A 15771-nucleotide genomic window follows, 5' to 3' on the forward strand; every position below is an offset into this window, starting at 1 on the left:
TAATATTGCTTTCTGTGAAGCTTTTTGTCTCTTGGGCAAAAAGGGCTTCATAGCATGTCTCTGCATGGGGATTTCAGTCACTGTAATGCTTGTTGGTGAAATATAGAGGACTTTATCCAGAGAATGTTCAATGTAGCACTGTGTCTCATTCCTAAGGTAATAATCATGAAAATTTGGTTTGATTGTGACTCTTCCTCTCAATCTGCCTACAGCAATGATTGTAGTAGGTATGTGTTTGATAAAGATAACTTGTTGTCTCAGCGAGGAAGTAATTTACAAGCTATCCATATGTACACATTGCGACAGGTTCCAGAGCTTTATTTTCAAGCTTGCGATGACACACACTGGCTTGTTTGTCATGCTATTGGTAGTGGCATGGCTGTTGTGGTAGACATCCAGGCACGCATGCTGCTGGATCTTTTTCGGGAGCCACAAACTATCGATGAAGCGCTGCAGTATATCGATACGTCTTCAACTGCTGCGGTCGAAGGTGCTGTGGCGCTTTTTTTTCAGCTAGGACTGCTTGAAGATATTAAACAGCCTCTTCTCTTGCCTGTTGCGGATCAAGAAGAGGCGTTATCTGCCTGGTTGCATATCACGAATGATTGCACCTTGCGCTGTCCTTATTGTTATCTGGGTAAAACGTCTGAACATATGGCTGACGATACGACTCGTCGTGCTATCGATGCTATCTTCCGTTCAGCTAGGAGGCATGGCTTCAAGCATGTGCAACTCAAGTACTCAGGCGGCGAGGCCAGTTTACAACTGCCTGCTGTGCTGGCTGCGCATGATTATGCCACGCGGCTGGCCCTACAACATGATATCCTTTTGTATGCTTATATCATGAGCAACGGTGTTGTCCTGCCACAGAAATCGATTGACCAGCTTAAGCAGCGTCACATTGGCATGATGATCTCTCTGGATGGCATTGGCGCATCTCATGATAAGCAGCGTCCCTTTATGAGTGGCAGAGGCTCATTTGAATATGTCGACCGTACGATTGCACGCTTGCTGGCCAGTGACCTACGTCCTCATATCAATGTGACTGTCTCGCAGCGTAATCTGGATGGTTTGCGCGACCTGACACACTATCTATTGGAGCGTGATCTCTCTTTTACTTTTAGCTATTACAGAGATAATGAGTGTTCGACTCATCTACACGATTTGCAATTTGCAGAGTTGCAGATGATTGAGGCGATGCGGCAAGCCTTTCAGGTGATTGAGCAGCATCTTCCTCAGAGACGCCTCATAGATTCGCTTATCGATAAAGCCAGTATGCGTGGTCCGTCTCAACATACATGCGGTGTCGGGCGCAACTATATGGTGATTGATCAGCATGGACAGGTGGCGAAGTGTCATGCTGATATTAAACGCACAGTTACCACTATTGATGTGCCTGATCCTTTGCAAGTTATTCGCGCCGATAAAAATGGTGTTCAGGCTTTATCAGTTGAGCAGAAAGAGGGCTGTCGCTCCTGTGAATGGCGTCATTGGTGCACTGGCGGTTGTCCACTTTTAACTTATCGCATGACTGGTCGCAATGATGTCAAGTCGCCGAACTGTGGTATTTATAAAGCACTCTTCCCTGAGGCGCTGCGTTTAGAAGCGTTACGCTTGCTCCGATATGCAACACCTGTTGTCTGGTAGTGATAAATATCCAGATATATACATATTTGTGACCTGCCAGGATGCATTGTCATGTATGGTAAATGTTATGACGATGCATCCTGTGATGGCTATTGCATGCGTAGAGCGCCATCCAGCCGAATCACCTCGCCATTGAGCATCTCGTTTTCCAGAATATGTTTGGCGAGTGCCGCAAACTCATCTGGACGTCCCATACGCTGAGGGAATGGTATCTTTTGAGCCAGCTCGGCCTTGGCGGAGGCAGGCATCATGCCCAGAATTGGCGTATCGAACATGCCGGGAGCGATGGCGACGACGCGGATACCGTAGCGGCCAAATTCGCGTGCGATTGGAAGAGTCATCCCCACCACACCTCCCTTAGAGGCCGAATAGGCGGCCTGCCCCATCTGCCCATCGAAGGCCGCGATGGACGCGGTATTGATAATCACGCCGCGCTCGCCGCTCTCGGACGCTTCGTTTTTGCTAATGACTTCGCTGGCCAGGCGGATGACGTTGAAGGTGCCGATCAGGTTGATGTTGATGACGCGCGTAAACGATTCCAGGCTGGCGGGACCGCTTTTCCTGAGTACTTTCTCGGCGATGCCAATACCGGCGCAATTCAGCACGCCATGCAGTCCGTTGAAGCGCTCAAGAGTGCTCTTGATGGCTTGTTGCACGCTGGCTTCGCTGGTGACGTCTGTCTGGGCGAAAAGTGCCCGGTTGGAGAGTTCTTGTGCCAGGGCTGAGCCAGTCTCGCTATTAACATCGGCGATGACCACGTTGGCACCCGTTTGAGCCAGGAGTCGTGCGCTTGCGGCTCCTAATCCTGATGCTCCACCTGTAATCAGAAACGTTTTGTTCGCTATCTGCATGTGACGTTACCTTTCTGCGTTGATGTGGTGTGATATAGCATCATCGCTACCACATGATTACTGGTACAAATGTCTGAGTTCTAACCATCTTGTGCTTTAGACGTATAAAATAACGGGGATGGCATGAATTAACCTGATATTATTCACAGCTATGGGTGGGGATTCTGCTCTGATAGCTTATACGCCTGTCCTTCTGCTTCACACTCTTCTGTGATTTTATCACATACGCAGGCCAGTGATGCTCGATCGGTGAGCCGTCCCTTGTCGCAATGATTGCGACGTGCTAGACTCTCGTGTGTAGCATGCTAAAGATTGCCAAAGGATTAACTTGTATCGTGAATAATAAGCAAGAACGTATTCAGTTGTTGGAGGCGCAGATAGCCCGCCTCCAGCGACGTATAGATGCTCAGACGCCGCGCAGTAATACCTATTCATGGTCGCGTGTGGCGATCTTTTTCGTGGGGATTGCGCTCGCGATGATCTTTGCCGTCCTGATTGTCTGGTGGATTGGGTTGATCGTCTTTGTGCTCTCGATGATCTGTTTTGGGATCGTGGCGCACTTTCATGGTCAGATTGATCGGAGCATCGCTCGACACACACTCTGGATGCATATCAAGTCAGCCCATGTCGCCCGTATGAAATTGGATTGGGATCATATCCCGGAGGTCTTCTCTTCATCGTCGGTCATAGATCATCCTTTTGAAGTGGATCTAGATATCACGGGACCACGCTCTCTTCATCGTCTGGTGAATACCGGTATCTCGCGGGAGGGGAGTGTGCGTTTGCGCGACTGGCTGCTCCAGACCGCGCCCGATCTGGACATCATCCAGCAGCGGCAGGCACTGGTGCGCGAGTTGGAACCTCTGACACGTTTTCGTGATCGACTGATTCTGAATTCTCTCCTGGCATCTGGAGGCAAATCTGAGCAGTTAGAGGGAGAGCGCTTGCTGAACTGGTTGGGGAAACAAGATCCTCCTTCCACGCTACGCCCTTTACTCTGGGTCTCGGCCGGTTTAAACTTGCTGACTATCCTCTTATTTGTGGCCTCGTTATTTATTGCTATGCCCATGCTGTGGATTTATACGCTCGCCGCCGGTGTCCTGCTCTTCTTTGGCACGGGCAATAGGCGTGGCGATATCTTTGAGGATGCGACCTATCTACGCTATGGCTTTGGCACATTAAGTCATATCTTTTCCTACATCGAGACCTATCCGTATCGTACGCATTCAAAGCTTGAGGCTTTGTGCGCTCCTTTTTATCAGCAGCAAAAGAGTGGTCCAACCGCCTTGTTAAAAGGGACGGCTCGTATCTCCTCAGCAGCTACCCTCAAGAACAACGGTATCGCCTGGCTGCTTGTCAACGCCTTTGTACCCTGGGATCTTTATTGTGCGGACAAATTATTATCCTACAAAGCGCAGCTTCAGGAACGCCTCCCTATCTGGCTGGATACCTGGTTTGAGCTTGAAGCACTCTGCTCATTGGCCTCTTTTGCCTATTTGAATCCCGAATACATCATGCCGCAGATTGAATTCGCGCAGGAAGCAGAAGTAGCGATGCCAGTCATTTTTCAAGCGCAAGAGCTTGGTCATCCACTGATCCCCATGGATAAGAAAGTCACTAATAGCTTTGGCCTGAATGAGCTGGGAGAGGTAGTGATCGTTACGGGCTCGAATATGGCAGGCAAGAGTACCTTCCTTCGTACGCTGGGAGTGAATCTCTGTCTGGCCTATGCGGGAGGTCCCGTGAATGCCCTGAGCTTCGAGACATCTCTCTTCCGTCTCTTCACCTGCCTACGCGTTACCGACTCCGTCACCGACGGTTACTCATACTTTTATGCTGAAGTCAGACGTCTGCATGCGTTATTGGATGCTGTCAAGCAGCCCGATCAACTGCCACTCTTTTTTCTGGTGGATGAGATCTTCAAAGGCACCAATAACCGTGAGCGCCTGATCGGGAGTCGCTCCTTCGTCAAAGCGCTGGTTGGACGCAACTGTGTTGGCCTGATCTCCACCCACGACCTGGAACTTGTCAACCTGGCTGATACTGTCCCGCAAGTCAGCAACAAACACTTCAGGGAAGAAGTTATCGAAGGGCACATGGCCTTTGATTATGTCCTGCGCGATGGGCCATGTCCCACCACCAACGCTCTGAAAATCATGGCTTTGGAGGGTCTACCTATCGATGGCTGAGCGACGGCGTTAGTTGAGTTGAGCGATAGTCTGCTTGAGACCTTTGATATGTTTGCGGATCTCATAGCGATCGCTCGCTTCGGGATTGAGCTCAAGATAGGCCTGGAGGTCTTTGATGGCTTTACCGTAATGCTTGAGCTCAAGATGGAGAAAGCCGCGATCTCTCTGTTCAATGCTGGCGTGGGGGAGGATAAGGATGATGAGATCACTGACGGCCAGTGCGTGCTCAAAGTCGCTTTTGTTGATATAGATGCCTTTGAGGTTATTGAGCATCCGTATCAGGATCTGCTTATGCGTGACTGGCTCTAGCCAGCGTGGATGCAAAGGCGCGTGATGACGGGTGATGATCTGCAACCGATCCATGCATTCTTGTTCGTTCAAGATGAGTCCATCAGAGAATGGGTCGATGTAGATGTTGCCCTCGGACCAGTGATAGCGTACCATGAAATGATAAGGAAATCCCATACCATCTATCTGTACTCCGATACGCTTGCCAATCTCCATGTAGAGTACTGAGAGGCTGATGGGAAGTCCCGTATGCTCCTCCAGAACTTTGTTCAGATAACTGTTTTTGGGATTATTATAATCCTCTTTGTTGCCGTGGAAGTGTTCTTCTGTGAAGAGTACCTGGTTGATGGCTGCGATGACTGTCAGGGGAGAGAGTGAGTTTTCAGCCTCCATAAGGTCTGCAAGCTTATCATCCTCCGAAAGTGAGAGCACTTCCCTGACTCGCCGCGCAAGCGCGTCGAGTTGAGTCAGCGATGGAGTGGGATCTAAGTCTGGATACGCTATGCTGGCAATCAAAAGGGCGGCCTGTGCCAGATCTATCTTGTTTTCGTCATCCATCATCAGCGCGGTAAATGCCTGATATGTGCGTTGTTGTGCTGCTTTTTGTGAATATTTATCTGTCATGCTGCTGGCATTTAACCATATTCCGCCTGCAATAAGCAAGTCTCGCCATCCATTTCACCACCTTTATCCTGTATCAGTCGATAGCTGTCAGGCTATCTGTACGTGTTATTGCCAATCGTCGCGGATACCACGAGACTTTTGTAACAGGGGCGATTCACTTGGTAAGTCATCGCCGGAGGCCGGGTTGAGATAATGATCCATGGCCAGCCAGATACTGCGGCTAGGGCGGTAGAGTATCAGAGGGAGCAACACGACGAAAGGGCCTCCGATTAACATTACGTTCAAGGCTGGAATGGTTAAATTGGCGGCCAGTGGCAAGACGATGGCTGCCGCGATGAGTTCGCTGACGACCAGATCAATCGCCATCGCGCTTGTGAAGTAGCCGGCCTCACGTTCGAATTTAAAGCCACAGACGGCGCACTTCTCATTCATCTTAAATACGCCACGAAAGAGTTTTCCCTGACCACATACAGGACAACGCTGACCTAAGCCACGTGCCAAAAGCGTAAAAAATCTCGACATTGTTTTTCTCTCTATCTCTCCTGATGTCAATGCGTGGTCAATTATGGGATATCAAGTGTCTCTTGTTATCTACATGAACACGTATATCTCATATTGTAACAGATGAGAGCTACCTGTGACGCTATTGGTTATGCTGGGATAAGATCTTTTGTACGAAGCTCCATTTCTCGGTTTCCTGGAAATCGCTGCCGCCCTCGTGCTGGTTATAGGGATAGATTTTGAGCGTCTTGGTACAGGTGAGATGGTTATAGACGGCAAAGCCCGTCGATGGTGGACAGATCGTATCCAGCAGAGCAACTGAGAGTAAAGTGGGGCAGGTGATACGTGGTGCCAGGTTCATACCGTCAAAGTAACTCAACGTCTGATAGCCCTGTTCGACATCGTAGGGATTTTTCTGCCAGAAGTTAACGAGTTCTGCGTATGGCCCTTCGCTGAACAGCTCGACCGCACGTCTGAAATGACAGAGATAGGGAACGTCGGGCATCGCTGCCACAATGCCTTTATCTTGCGCCAGAGCCGCCACTGCCAGCGTTAAGCCTCCGCCCTGACTGGCTCCCGTTAAGATAATTGCGCCAACCTCTGGCTTGCTGCGTATGAAATCGACTGCCCGTACGCAATCCATATAGGCGTAGCGATAAAAATATGAGCGTGGATGTGCAATCCCTTTGGTCATCCAGCCAAGCACGCTGCCGCTCTCGTAGATATGATTATCCGGAGTCTCACCACTCTGGCCTCGCGTATCGACTGCCAGGACACAATAGCCCTGTAGCGCCCATCCCATGTATTTGATCGGTAGCCCTTTAGAGCCGCTATACCCATGGTAGTGGATGATCGCTGGCGTCTTGCCATCAACCTGTAAACGATAGGATTCATTGGGAACGATATACCATCCGGCGATGCGTGTATGCTCTCCAAAGCCATCGTAGCGCACGCGATAGACCGTCACACGATCGCTTGGGAATGGATAGACTTCTGTGACTGCATTGAGCGGCTGACTGGTACTCTCCGCCAGGGTAGAGTCCCAGAACGCATCGAAATCGCTGGCGCGTGTTAAGGCTGGTTGATAATGTTCTAGCTCGGCAAGTGGTTTGTCGACAATCATTCTTTATTTCTTTCTACTGAGAGAACGAAAATAAGGGTATGTTGATAATGATAAGTATAGGCATCAGCACTGTCAAGCTTTTCACTGCCTGCTTGTCTGGTAGATTTTGGCGCAGTGCTCTGTTTGTTCCTGAATATGAGATATACTGTTCATAGGAATAGATAGGATGTTTTCTATCAAATAGTTGGTTTACCAGGGCGAACATACTGCACCGTTTTGATGAAAGGCAGCATGACACATGGACAATCCATTTGGCGAAGAACAGCCTCTCTGGTCGCCATCCGCAGAGGATCAGCGCACTGCAAATGTGACTCGGTATATGCATTGGTTGGCAAGGGAGCGGGGGCTGACTTTTCAGAGTCGAGAAGAGCTCTGGTGCTGGTCGGTGGAAGAGATCGAAGACTTTTGGGCCTCTCTCTGGAGCTATTTTGAGGTGCAGGCATCTCAAACATACACAACTGTCCTGGCGGATCGTAAGATGCCTGGTGCGTCCTGGTTTCCTGGTGCACACCTGAACTACGCCGAGCACGTCTTTCGTCATGCCACAGAGGAGCAGATTGCGCTCCTTTTTCGCTCGGAGCGCCAGGAGCTAACCGAGATCTCATGGAGTGAATTACGGCAGACTGTTGGCGCACTGGCAGATTCATTGCGGCGCTTAGGGGTGCAAGCGGGAGACCGTATCGTTGCCTATATGCCCAATATTCCTCAGACGTTGATCGCCTTTCTGGCCTGTGCCAGTCTGGGAGCTATCTGGTCAAGTTGCTCACCAGACTTTGGCACCAGCAGCGTCATTGATCGCTTTGCACAGATCGAACCAACCATTCTGTTGGCGGTTGACGGCTATCAATACGGTGGAAAAGTCTTTGAGCGCCTGACGACGATCCGAGAACTGCAACAAGCATTGCCGACGCTCAAGCAGACAATCATCGTCCCCTATCTGCATCCAGAAGTTTCCCCGGTTGATCTGAGTGGTAGCCTGCTCTGGCAAGATCTCATCAGCCGGCCGGCCGAGTTGATCTTTGCGCAAGTTCCTTTTGAGCATCCATTGTGGGTTCTCTACTCGTCGGGCACGACTGGATTGCCTAAGGCGATTGTTCAGGGGCATGGTGGTATCCTACTTGAGCATTTGAAGGCGTTGACCTTCGATGTGAATCTGAAGCCAGGGGATCGCTTTTTCTGGTTTACGACGACTGGTTGGATGATGTGGAATTTTTTGATTAGTGGGCTGTTAGTCAACTCGATCATCATCTTATACGATGGCAGTCCAGCTTATCCTGATCTCACCGCGCTCTGGCAGTTGGCACAGGATAGTCGGATGACCTGTTTTGGCATCAGCGCTGGTTATATCACGTCCTGTATGAAGGCTGGCATCGAGCCGGGTCAAATCTTTGACCTGAGTGCGTTACGCTGTGTTGGTTCGACAGGCTCTCCATTGCCTCCAGAAGGCTTCCACTGGCTCTATGAGCATGTGAAAGAGAATCTATGGATCGCCTCTGTCAGTGGTGGTACCGATATCTGCTCGGCCTTTGTTACAGGATCAATTGTCTTACCTGTCTATGCAGGAGAATTGCAGTGTCGCTCGCTCGGAGCCGCGGTGCAATCCTTTGATGAGCAGGGGCGCTCGTTGGTTGATGAGGTGGGCGAACTGGTAGTGACGCAGCCATTGCCATCGATGCCCTTATATTTCTGGAACGACCCGGACAATCAACGCTATCAAGAGAGCTACTTTGCGCAATATCCGGGCATCTGGCGACATGGAGACTGGATCAGCATCACCAGCCGTGGTAGCGCCGTCATCTATGGGCGCTCAGACTCAACCATCAACCGTATGGGCATTCGCATGGGGAGCAGTGAGATCTATCGTGTCGTCGAGGGATTGCCTGAAATCCTTGACAGCCTGATCATAGGAATAGAGCTACCACATGGAAAATATTATCTCCCACTCTTTGTGGTCCTGGGACCTGGAGTTACACTGGATGAGTCACTTACACAGAGGATTAAAAGTGCCTTACGGACAAACGTCTCACCTCATCACGTACCCGACGAAATCCTTGTCATAGCAGAGGTGCCGCGCACATTGAGTGGCAAGAAGCTTGAAGTCCCTATAAAGCGGATCTTTATGGGCGTTCCGGCCGAAAAGGCCGTCAGCCTTGATGCGTTGAGCAATCCACAAACGCTTACCTACTTTATAGAAGTAGCCCAACGCATCTTTCCAACGTAGTACTCTGTCAAAAGTCATCGCGCCGATGCGGTATTGGTGATGTGTGTCCAAAACAGCTCCAGAAGGCGATGGGGTGAGAGGCTCACCGACGTAGCGGCGCGGCTCCGCCGTGCTGTCTGTGACTCGTCCGACCACGCTCCCCATGGGGTTCCATTGCGTGATCTTCCCACCGTGGATCGTCTCGTCTGCGTTGCTTTCAGATGCGCATGGGACGTGTTCGTGTGGGGCGTGACAGCACGGCGGAGCCGCGCCGCTACTACTCTGTCAATGGTCATCGCGACGTTGCCCGGACAAGAGGGATGACCCCTTGAACGAGGCATCCACGTTTGCCGACGTAGCGCCGTGGTCTTGTAATTCGCTTGATCGCGACGTACCCGGCGGCCTCGTGACGTACGTACTGTTCAATTTTGTCACGCAATAGTGAAAGAAGAGAAAAATCATGCGACGAAGATCGTTCTGCCTGTTATTCTTGCTCGAAAAGAAATGCAATTGTGCATGTGGGGGCTGATATTCAGCAGTTTCGCACGTGAACTGGCCGCCGGGCACAAGACCACAATACTTCTCAGTTAGGCAAAGAAAAATATCCTAGAGAGATAGAAAAAGAAGTTCTTTTCTGGCACACTCTTTTTATACCGATATTCCAGTCGCCAGAAAGGAACTTCTTCATGTATAGTTTACGCCATATTGAGGCTCAAGACAAATTGAGTGACCAGCTCAACGGACATCTGTTGCTGTCCTTCTTCCCGCAAGAGATCCTCGATACGTGCTTTGCATCTTTGCTCCCAGCCAAGCAACGCCGCACACGCGTCTTTACTCGAACCCTGTTCTTCCTTCAACTGCTCATGAACGGGCTCTGCCCCGACGAGTCTCAGCACCGGGTGTGGCATGCACTGGCCCATCCCTTTGCCTTGCTGCATCCATCAGAGATCTTCCCATCCCTCTCGACGGGAACGATCAGCTATCAACGGGAACGCTTTGATGCGGACATCCTCCATCGCGTCATGATCGCGTGCTGTCGCCCGCGAGCCCATTGCAGCCGTCACCCCGCCTCCTTTTATCGAGGGCATCGTCTGGTAGCTCTTGATGGGACCAAGTTCAATGTGCCTGATACGGCGGCCAACGTCGAAGCGTTTGGGCGTTCCTCCAACCAGCATGGTGAGGGTCCCTATCCCCAAATTCAAGCGGTGGCACTCATAGAATGTGGAAGTCGTTGCGTGCTTGATGTGGTTCTGGGAACGCACGCGCAGGCCGAGATCCATGCCTTGCCCAAGCTCTTTCCCCACGTGAGATCCGACATGCTCATTCTGGGGGATTGTGGCTTTTTCAGCAGTTGGTTTTTTGAACACGTGCAGGATACGCTCAACGCCCAGGTGATATGTGCACTGAGCAGCACCGTGGGACGTCGCGTCGAGAAACGTCTCAGCGATGGAAGTTATCTGACCACCGTCACCCCCAATCGTCGTGCGAGCAACCATCAGGGGACACGCCCCGTTACGATCCGTGTGATCGAGTATGTGATGACAGATGCCAGATTTGGCACGCCCGGACGATGCTATCGACTGGCAACGACGCTGCTGGATGAACAGGTTTACCCTGCCAGTGAACTCATCGAGATCTACCGTGAACGCTGGGAAGTGGAGACGATGTTGAAAGAAATCAAATCGTCCTTGCGAGAGCAGATCAACGTGCTGCGCTCACGAACGCCTGAGGGGGTAAAGCAAGAGGTGTACGCCCTTTTCCTGGCTCACTATGCGGTGAGCGCGGTGAAATGGGAGGCAGCCGCTCAGCGACAGGTCGATGCGGATCAGATCAGCTTTACGCAGACCAAGCATGCACTCAAAGAAGCAATCAGAGAGAGTCTTCTGGCTGATCCCTCGTGTCAAAGCTGGCTGCTGGACCGCCTCATCCGACACGTGTCCATGCTCACGCTCTTGCCCGCACAGCGTGTCCGCATGAACCGACGGGAGCTCAAGCTGTATTACCAGAAATGGCATCGAAAAAAGCGGGACGTCCCTCCCTATGCGACCTTTGCTCCAGGAGAAAGCTTCCTCGATTTTGTGAAGATCTGGGAGCGACCAGAGGGGGTGGATCCACGTGAACAGGAGTGGAAGAGCAAAAAGCCCTCCCCACCCCAGGAGGTCATCGCATGAGATCCGTTTTCTGACCATCACAATGGTGAACAACAGAAGAAAAGAAACATGTTTAACTGAGAAGTATTGGGCACAAGACCACGGCGCTACGTCGGCGAGCCTCTCACCTCATTGGGATCGCGTTTTCAATGCGACATCGGCGCGATGACCTTTTACAGAGTAGTAGCGTCGCACGCTGGCGTGCGATGTCCCACTCGACGTACGATCAGGCACCCCAGCGTTGTGCGCCAAGATCGGGCTGTCTCATACGAGCTACTGGGACATCGCACGCCAGCGTGCGACGCTACGGCTGGGGAGTGTGTCAGGCTGCTGCTATGAGCTTGCGGCGATAGCGATGCTGGTTGGCTACCCAGAAGGCGATGAAGAGCAATGGAGAGGCTCCAATCGTCCATGCAATCCAGGGAGGCATGGCGCCGGGAGCTCCTACAGTGACCGGGATGCTGGCATTGCCCGTTCCGCGTGGACCATCCAGCGCAACGGCGATATTCCAGGCTCCGCGTACGGGGATCTGGACCGTTGCCTGAAGTGAACCAGTTTTATCTCCGACAGCCTTGAGGTTGGTTGGAATGTTGATGCCATCGGTGCCTGATCCAGGCTCCATGATGACTTTTCCGGTGAGCTTCAGCGATGTGTCATGGGGGACGACGTTGACTGTAAAGGGCTCGCTCGTGTATGGTGGGTTTTTTGAGACGTTGATGGTGACAATGTAGCTGCCGGCAGAAACTGTCTGTGAGAGTGCCGGCTTACTATCTGCATTGGCAATACCCGTCGTCACGATCAAGAAGAGGACACCGGTCAAGCCGAGGCTTGTGATCATGCGCAGAATTGCTTTCATAGAAAAACCTCTTTTATATTTCATGGCGTGGCATGCGGAAACGCTCACGATCGTGACGACGGGTCCGCATGCATATATATTGTGAGCAAGCACATTGAGTCATTAGCTGTGCTTGCATCTGTTGCTAGTGCTTGCTCCAGCGCCAGACATCGCCAAAATCTTCGCCCAGCCACGCGCCAAAGGCACCCATGCCGAGCATGACTACGCTTGCGGCGATCACTATGATGATCATTGATCCTGCTTCGATCGGGATGCCTTGCTCCGGCAGGATAATCGGCGCGTATTGCGTGTACGATAACAATACAAAGGGCGTGATAACTATGATAGGGATGGCGCTAATAATGCCTAGAATGAGATTCTTCTTCATTGGAAGGTTGATATCTCCTGTGCGTTGCTTCTGCCTGTATGCGACAAAGTCAATGAGGAGTGCTGATACAATGAAGGCGATCGGTAAGAAGGCGTACGCCAGACTAAATGATGGCGTGACGTTGGGATCGCGATATGGGATGCCTTGCTGTGCCACTGAGAAGCGGATGGCCCAGGGGACAAAGAGTTCGACGACGATTGTATGAGCGATCAGGAGTATGGCGACCAGTGTCGCTGTCCCTGCTCTCTGCGTGGTGCGATTTGCTGCGATCATGAACATGATACAGCCGGTAATCAATGGTAATGGATACGTCGAGATCTGGATGGTTCCAATGGAGATCAGTGGAAACTGCAAGAAGCCTGTAAGTACATAATTGAGTACGCTGGCCATTGTCATCACGATGCCGATTTCAAGTAATGTCAGCCCAAGATAGCGCCTGGGAGTCTGCTTACTCTGACGCTCTATTGCTGCTTCGGAGGCGAAAACGTAGACCATACCCAGCATCCCAATCAGGCCGCCTGTAACACCCATCATGTGAAATGGAGCCCACAATGCAATGTCGATGCCATAAAGCTCATGCCAGTAATTGTCCAGTGGAGCCGAAATCAGAGCCAGCAGTGCCCCAAAGCCAAGGACGCTGAAGCCCAGGGGAGCATGAAAGAAGCGAAATATCGGTACGGTCGATGTATCGTTGACATCGGGCACATGGTGACGATAGCGATACGTTTCCCAGAGGACAACGATTAAAGCAACGATGCCTGCTCCTGCGACACAGGTGTAAATAAGCGTATGAGGCGGTGTCCAGAATTGATCTCGACCGACGTACGCATGCCATTCGCGATCCCAGACAGCTCCCAATTCACCTTGTAATAAAAAGAAAAGCAGCAGCCATGCACTTGTGCGGCGTAAGATCCGTTCATTGACATGGGTGTTCGCACCTGTCAGAGTGCTGGATGTAACCGATGCGTTTGAATGGACTTCTGACTGAGCCATAACAGCAGTCTCCTATCCAATGTAGTCATTAACGATAGACGTGTATTTTCCCAACCTTTTGTTGTTCATAGTAACATATGTTTTTTTAATCTGCTATGTTTCGATCACTACTTTCATCCAAGGCGAAAATATTGTGATAAATGCGACCATTTGCCTGTATGAAACTCTACGCGTTTTGCGCTGGTAGAGCAGAGATAATCTCTTGTGGATTAGCTTGTAGATGAAGTATAAGAAGATGATAAGGCTATGCTGGTAGATATGAGTTGTTATACCATATTTATTAAGATGAGCAACCAGACAGTAAAAAGTACCTTTTGGTTAAACTTGTCCCTATATTTGCTTAATTGTTTGCTAAGATGATACTATAAAGTTCAGCTACCTGGTATTGGCATCAGTTGTTTGTGGGGTAAGTGTGCGGTAGGTAGTATGTATGTCTGGGGCCTGTTTAACCAGGACACCCCAAGGTGTCTTTTACTTGTATTTGTTCCTCAAATGAGACGGACTTATTAACAATATATTGCGTTAATTTTCAGTGCTACTTGCCCCCTCCGATGACCAGATTATCGAGTGTAAGTTTGCTTCGCATTGGGTCAGGGAAAGCAGGCTGAATGGTTACAATCTTTATCACACATAGCGGCTCTATCTGTGACTCAAGATGAGATATAGCTTATTGGCTACCGCACGGAATGATTTGTGTGTGAAAATGGGGGTGCGAACATGGTGACTACGCCCAAAGTTCTTGTTATTGATGATAGTAATACACAGTGTTTGTTTATGCGGCAAGCTCTACAGAGTGCTGGTTATCAGGTGCTAGTTGCTAATGATGGACAAGAGGGGCTACGTATAATGAAGTTAGAGTCCCCTCAATGTCTGGTATTGGATATAGTGTTGCCGGGCATGAGTGGCTTTGAATTGTGCCGTTATATTCGTGCTCAAGATGCATGGCATAATCTACCAGTTATTATGGTGAGCACCAAAAACTCATCATCAGATCGCTTCTGGGCTATGCGCCAGGGAGCTACACAGTATCTGCCGAAGCCCTTTAAAAAAGAAGAATTAATCAAAGTTGTGATGGAAGTTCTCTTAGAGCCTGCTCCTGATGGACTACCTCCTTTGAGACCGCCTACCCCGACTCCAGGCAGGAACTCGGCTGCCCCACAGCCAACACCAGGTCGTAGATTCTCTTCCACAACCGCAGACAATATTGAGAGTGTTCGCCCTGTTTCTGGTATGACCGGACCTCGTCATATCGTGAATGCGGGTAACCCTGGTCCTGTACCTGGTTCCAATTGGCATGCGTCAGCGAATGGCAATGTGCAATTTCCGCAGTCGAATGCGCCAGTCAATGGCAATGTGCAGTTTTCGCAGTCGAATGCTCAAATGAATACGCCTTTGAATGCTCAGATGAATACGCCGATAAATGCTCCGACAAATACTCCACGTAGTACGGCTCCGGGACCTGGCAACGGTCTGCCATCACGTCCACAGCCGCAGCCGAACAACCTACCGCGATCGTATGTCGAGGCGGGACCAGCGCGTCCGATAAATCAGCAGTCTTTATATGCATTATCAAAGTTTATTCCGCGGCGGATCGATGCTCCGGAATTGCTCTGGTCAAATAGCCCTGAAGTGCTGGCGATCCTCGATCGTCGAGCTCGACAATTCTATATGGCAATCGACGGACAGAAAAACGTTGAGGCTCTGACAACCATCACTCAGATGAATAGAGATGAGATTGTTCATTCATTACGCTTGTTGTTGAATGAGCGACGTATTCAGTTGTATGAACCGGGAGGTCGTCTTTTTGATAACTCTCTTTTTGATAGCTTATTGATATGATCATCGCTTGATCTTGTACATGCATGGGAGCCGATATGTATCGGCTCTGTTGCTGCTGAAATGCTTGTGAGTCATCATTATTGTCATGCCTGCATCCATACAGTTGATATCCTCGCCTCCCATCCTCTCGGCGCGCTGCGCAG

The 15771-nt window shown here is 50.5% G+C and carries 13 protein-coding genes; 6 read left to right on the forward strand and 7 right to left on the reverse strand.

From position 1 onward, the window contains the following. Positions 1–165 precede the first annotated feature (165 nt). The gene (locus AC27N8_RS27525) at positions 166–1647 is read left to right on the forward strand and encodes a radical SAM protein (RefSeq protein ID WP_487071450.1); all 1482 of its coding nucleotides are present in this window, start codon (positions 166–168) and stop codon (positions 1645–1647) included. An 89-nt stretch (positions 1648–1736) separates the two neighbouring features. On the opposite strand, the gene AC27N8_RS27530 is transcribed toward AC27N8_RS27525, so the two are convergent. Further along, complete coding sequence (locus AC27N8_RS27530; RefSeq protein WP_487071452.1) at positions 1737–2498, reverse strand: 3-hydroxyacyl-CoA dehydrogenase; 762 nt, start codon at positions 2496–2498, stop codon at positions 1737–1739. Positions 2499–2833: 335 nt separating this feature from the next. On the opposite strand from AC27N8_RS27530, the gene AC27N8_RS27535 reads away from it, so the two are divergent. Further along, the gene (locus AC27N8_RS27535; RefSeq protein ID WP_487071454.1) at positions 2834–4687 is read left to right on the forward strand and encodes a MutS family DNA mismatch repair protein; all 1854 of its coding nucleotides are present in this window, start codon (positions 2834–2836) and stop codon (positions 4685–4687) included. 9 nt (positions 4688–4696) lie between these two features. Here the strand turns inward: AC27N8_RS27535 and AC27N8_RS27540 are convergent, their stop codons facing one another. The 3 genes from AC27N8_RS27540 to AC27N8_RS27550 all read right to left on the reverse strand — a co-directional run bounded on the left by AC27N8_RS27540 (position 4697) and on the right by AC27N8_RS27550 (position 7223). Continuing rightward, positions 4697–5599: a SirB1 family protein gene (locus AC27N8_RS27540; protein ID WP_487071456.1), complete on the reverse strand. Its 903-nt coding sequence runs from the start codon at positions 5597–5599 to the stop codon at positions 4697–4699. 105 nt (positions 5600–5704) lie between these two features. Then, positions 5705–6121: a DUF983 domain-containing protein gene (locus AC27N8_RS27545; RefSeq protein WP_487071458.1), complete on the reverse strand. Its 417-nt coding sequence runs from the start codon at positions 6119–6121 to the stop codon at positions 5705–5707. A gap of 121 nt (positions 6122–6242) precedes the next feature. After that, positions 6243–7223 (reverse strand): acetylxylan esterase, encoded by a 981-nt coding sequence (locus AC27N8_RS27550; RefSeq protein WP_487071460.1) that lies wholly within the window; start codon positions 7221–7223, stop codon positions 6243–6245. Between the two features lie 238 nt (positions 7224–7461). Between AC27N8_RS27550 and AC27N8_RS27555 the strand changes: the two genes are divergently transcribed. Next, positions 7462–9444 (forward strand): acetoacetate--CoA ligase, encoded by a 1983-nt coding sequence (locus AC27N8_RS27555; RefSeq protein ID WP_487071462.1) that lies wholly within the window; start codon positions 7462–7464, stop codon positions 9442–9444. Positions 9445–9458: 14 nt separating this feature from the next. On the opposite strand, the gene AC27N8_RS27560 is transcribed toward AC27N8_RS27555, so the two are convergent. After that, positions 9459–9719, reverse strand: coding sequence for a hypothetical protein (locus tag AC27N8_RS27560; protein ID WP_487071464.1), 261 nt, complete (start codon positions 9717–9719; stop codon positions 9459–9461). Positions 9720–10109: 390 nt separating this feature from the next. On the opposite strand from AC27N8_RS27560, the gene AC27N8_RS27565 reads away from it, so the two are divergent. Beyond that, positions 10110–11594: an IS4 family transposase gene (locus tag AC27N8_RS27565; RefSeq protein WP_487064900.1), complete on the forward strand. Its 1485-nt coding sequence runs from the start codon at positions 10110–10112 to the stop codon at positions 11592–11594. Positions 11595–11722: 128 nt separating this feature from the next. Next, a complete protein-coding gene (locus AC27N8_RS27570) occupies positions 11723–11926 on the forward strand; it encodes a hypothetical protein (protein ID WP_487071466.1) in 204 nt (67 codons plus the stop codon). Here the strand turns inward: AC27N8_RS27570 and AC27N8_RS27575 are convergent. Both AC27N8_RS27575 and AC27N8_RS27580 read right to left on the reverse strand, forming a co-directional pair. Beyond that, positions 11896–12429 (reverse strand): hypothetical protein, encoded by a 534-nt coding sequence (locus tag AC27N8_RS27575; RefSeq protein ID WP_487071468.1) that lies wholly within the window; start codon positions 12427–12429, stop codon positions 11896–11898. The two genes, AC27N8_RS27570 and AC27N8_RS27575, sit on opposite strands and share 31 nt — an antisense overlap. A gap of 124 nt (positions 12430–12553) precedes the next feature. Then, complete coding sequence (locus AC27N8_RS27580; RefSeq protein WP_487071470.1) at positions 12554–13789, reverse strand: hypothetical protein; 1236 nt, start codon at positions 13787–13789, stop codon at positions 12554–12556. A 717-nt stretch (positions 13790–14506) separates the two neighbouring features. On the opposite strand from AC27N8_RS27580, the gene AC27N8_RS27585 reads away from it, so the two are divergent. Next, positions 14507–15628 (forward strand): response regulator, encoded by a 1122-nt coding sequence (locus AC27N8_RS27585; protein WP_487071472.1) that lies wholly within the window; start codon positions 14507–14509, stop codon positions 15626–15628. The last annotated feature ends 143 nt before the right edge of the window (positions 15629–15771 follow it).

It is taken from the genome of Dictyobacter sp. Z7_2 (assembly GCF_057551105.1).

Bases quoted from the DNA above. Each gene is read 5' to 3' on its own strand.
- AC27N8_RS27550 (WP_487071460.1), bottom strand. From the start codon at position 7,223: ATGATTGTCGACAAACCACTTGCCGAGCTAGAACATTATCAACCAGCC.
- AC27N8_RS27555 (WP_487071462.1), top strand. From the start codon at position 7,462: ATGGACAATCCATTTGGCGAAGAACAGCCTCTCTGGTCGCCATCCGCA.
- AC27N8_RS27530 (WP_487071452.1), bottom strand. From the start codon at position 2,498: ATGCAGATAGCGAACAAAACGTTTCTGATTACAGGTGGAGCATCAGGA.
- AC27N8_RS27545 (WP_487071458.1), bottom strand. From the start codon at position 6,121: ATGTCGAGATTTTTTACGCTTTTGGCACGTGGCTTAGGTCAGCGTTGT.
- AC27N8_RS27570 (WP_487071466.1), top strand. From the start codon at position 11,723: ATGCGACATCGGCGCGATGACCTTTTACAGAGTAGTAGCGTCGCACGC.
- AC27N8_RS27580 (WP_487071470.1), bottom strand. From the start codon at position 13,789: ATGGCTCAGTCAGAAGTCCATTCAAACGCATCGGTTACATCCAGCACT.
- AC27N8_RS27575 (WP_487071468.1), bottom strand. From the start codon at position 12,429: ATGAAAGCAATTCTGCGCATGATCACAAGCCTCGGCTTGACCGGTGTC.
- AC27N8_RS27525 (WP_487071450.1), top strand. From the start codon at position 166: ATGAAAATTTGGTTTGATTGTGACTCTTCCTCTCAATCTGCCTACAGC.
- AC27N8_RS27585 (WP_487071472.1), top strand. From the start codon at position 14,507: ATGGTGACTACGCCCAAAGTTCTTGTTATTGATGATAGTAATACACAG.
- AC27N8_RS27560 (WP_487071464.1), bottom strand. From the start codon at position 9,719: ATGACCATTGACAGAGTAGTAGCGGCGCGGCTCCGCCGTGCTGTCACG.
- AC27N8_RS27540 (WP_487071456.1), bottom strand. From the start codon at position 5,599: ATGACAGATAAATATTCACAAAAAGCAGCACAACAACGCACATATCAG.
- AC27N8_RS27565 (WP_487064900.1), top strand. From the start codon at position 10,110: ATGTATAGTTTACGCCATATTGAGGCTCAAGACAAATTGAGTGACCAG.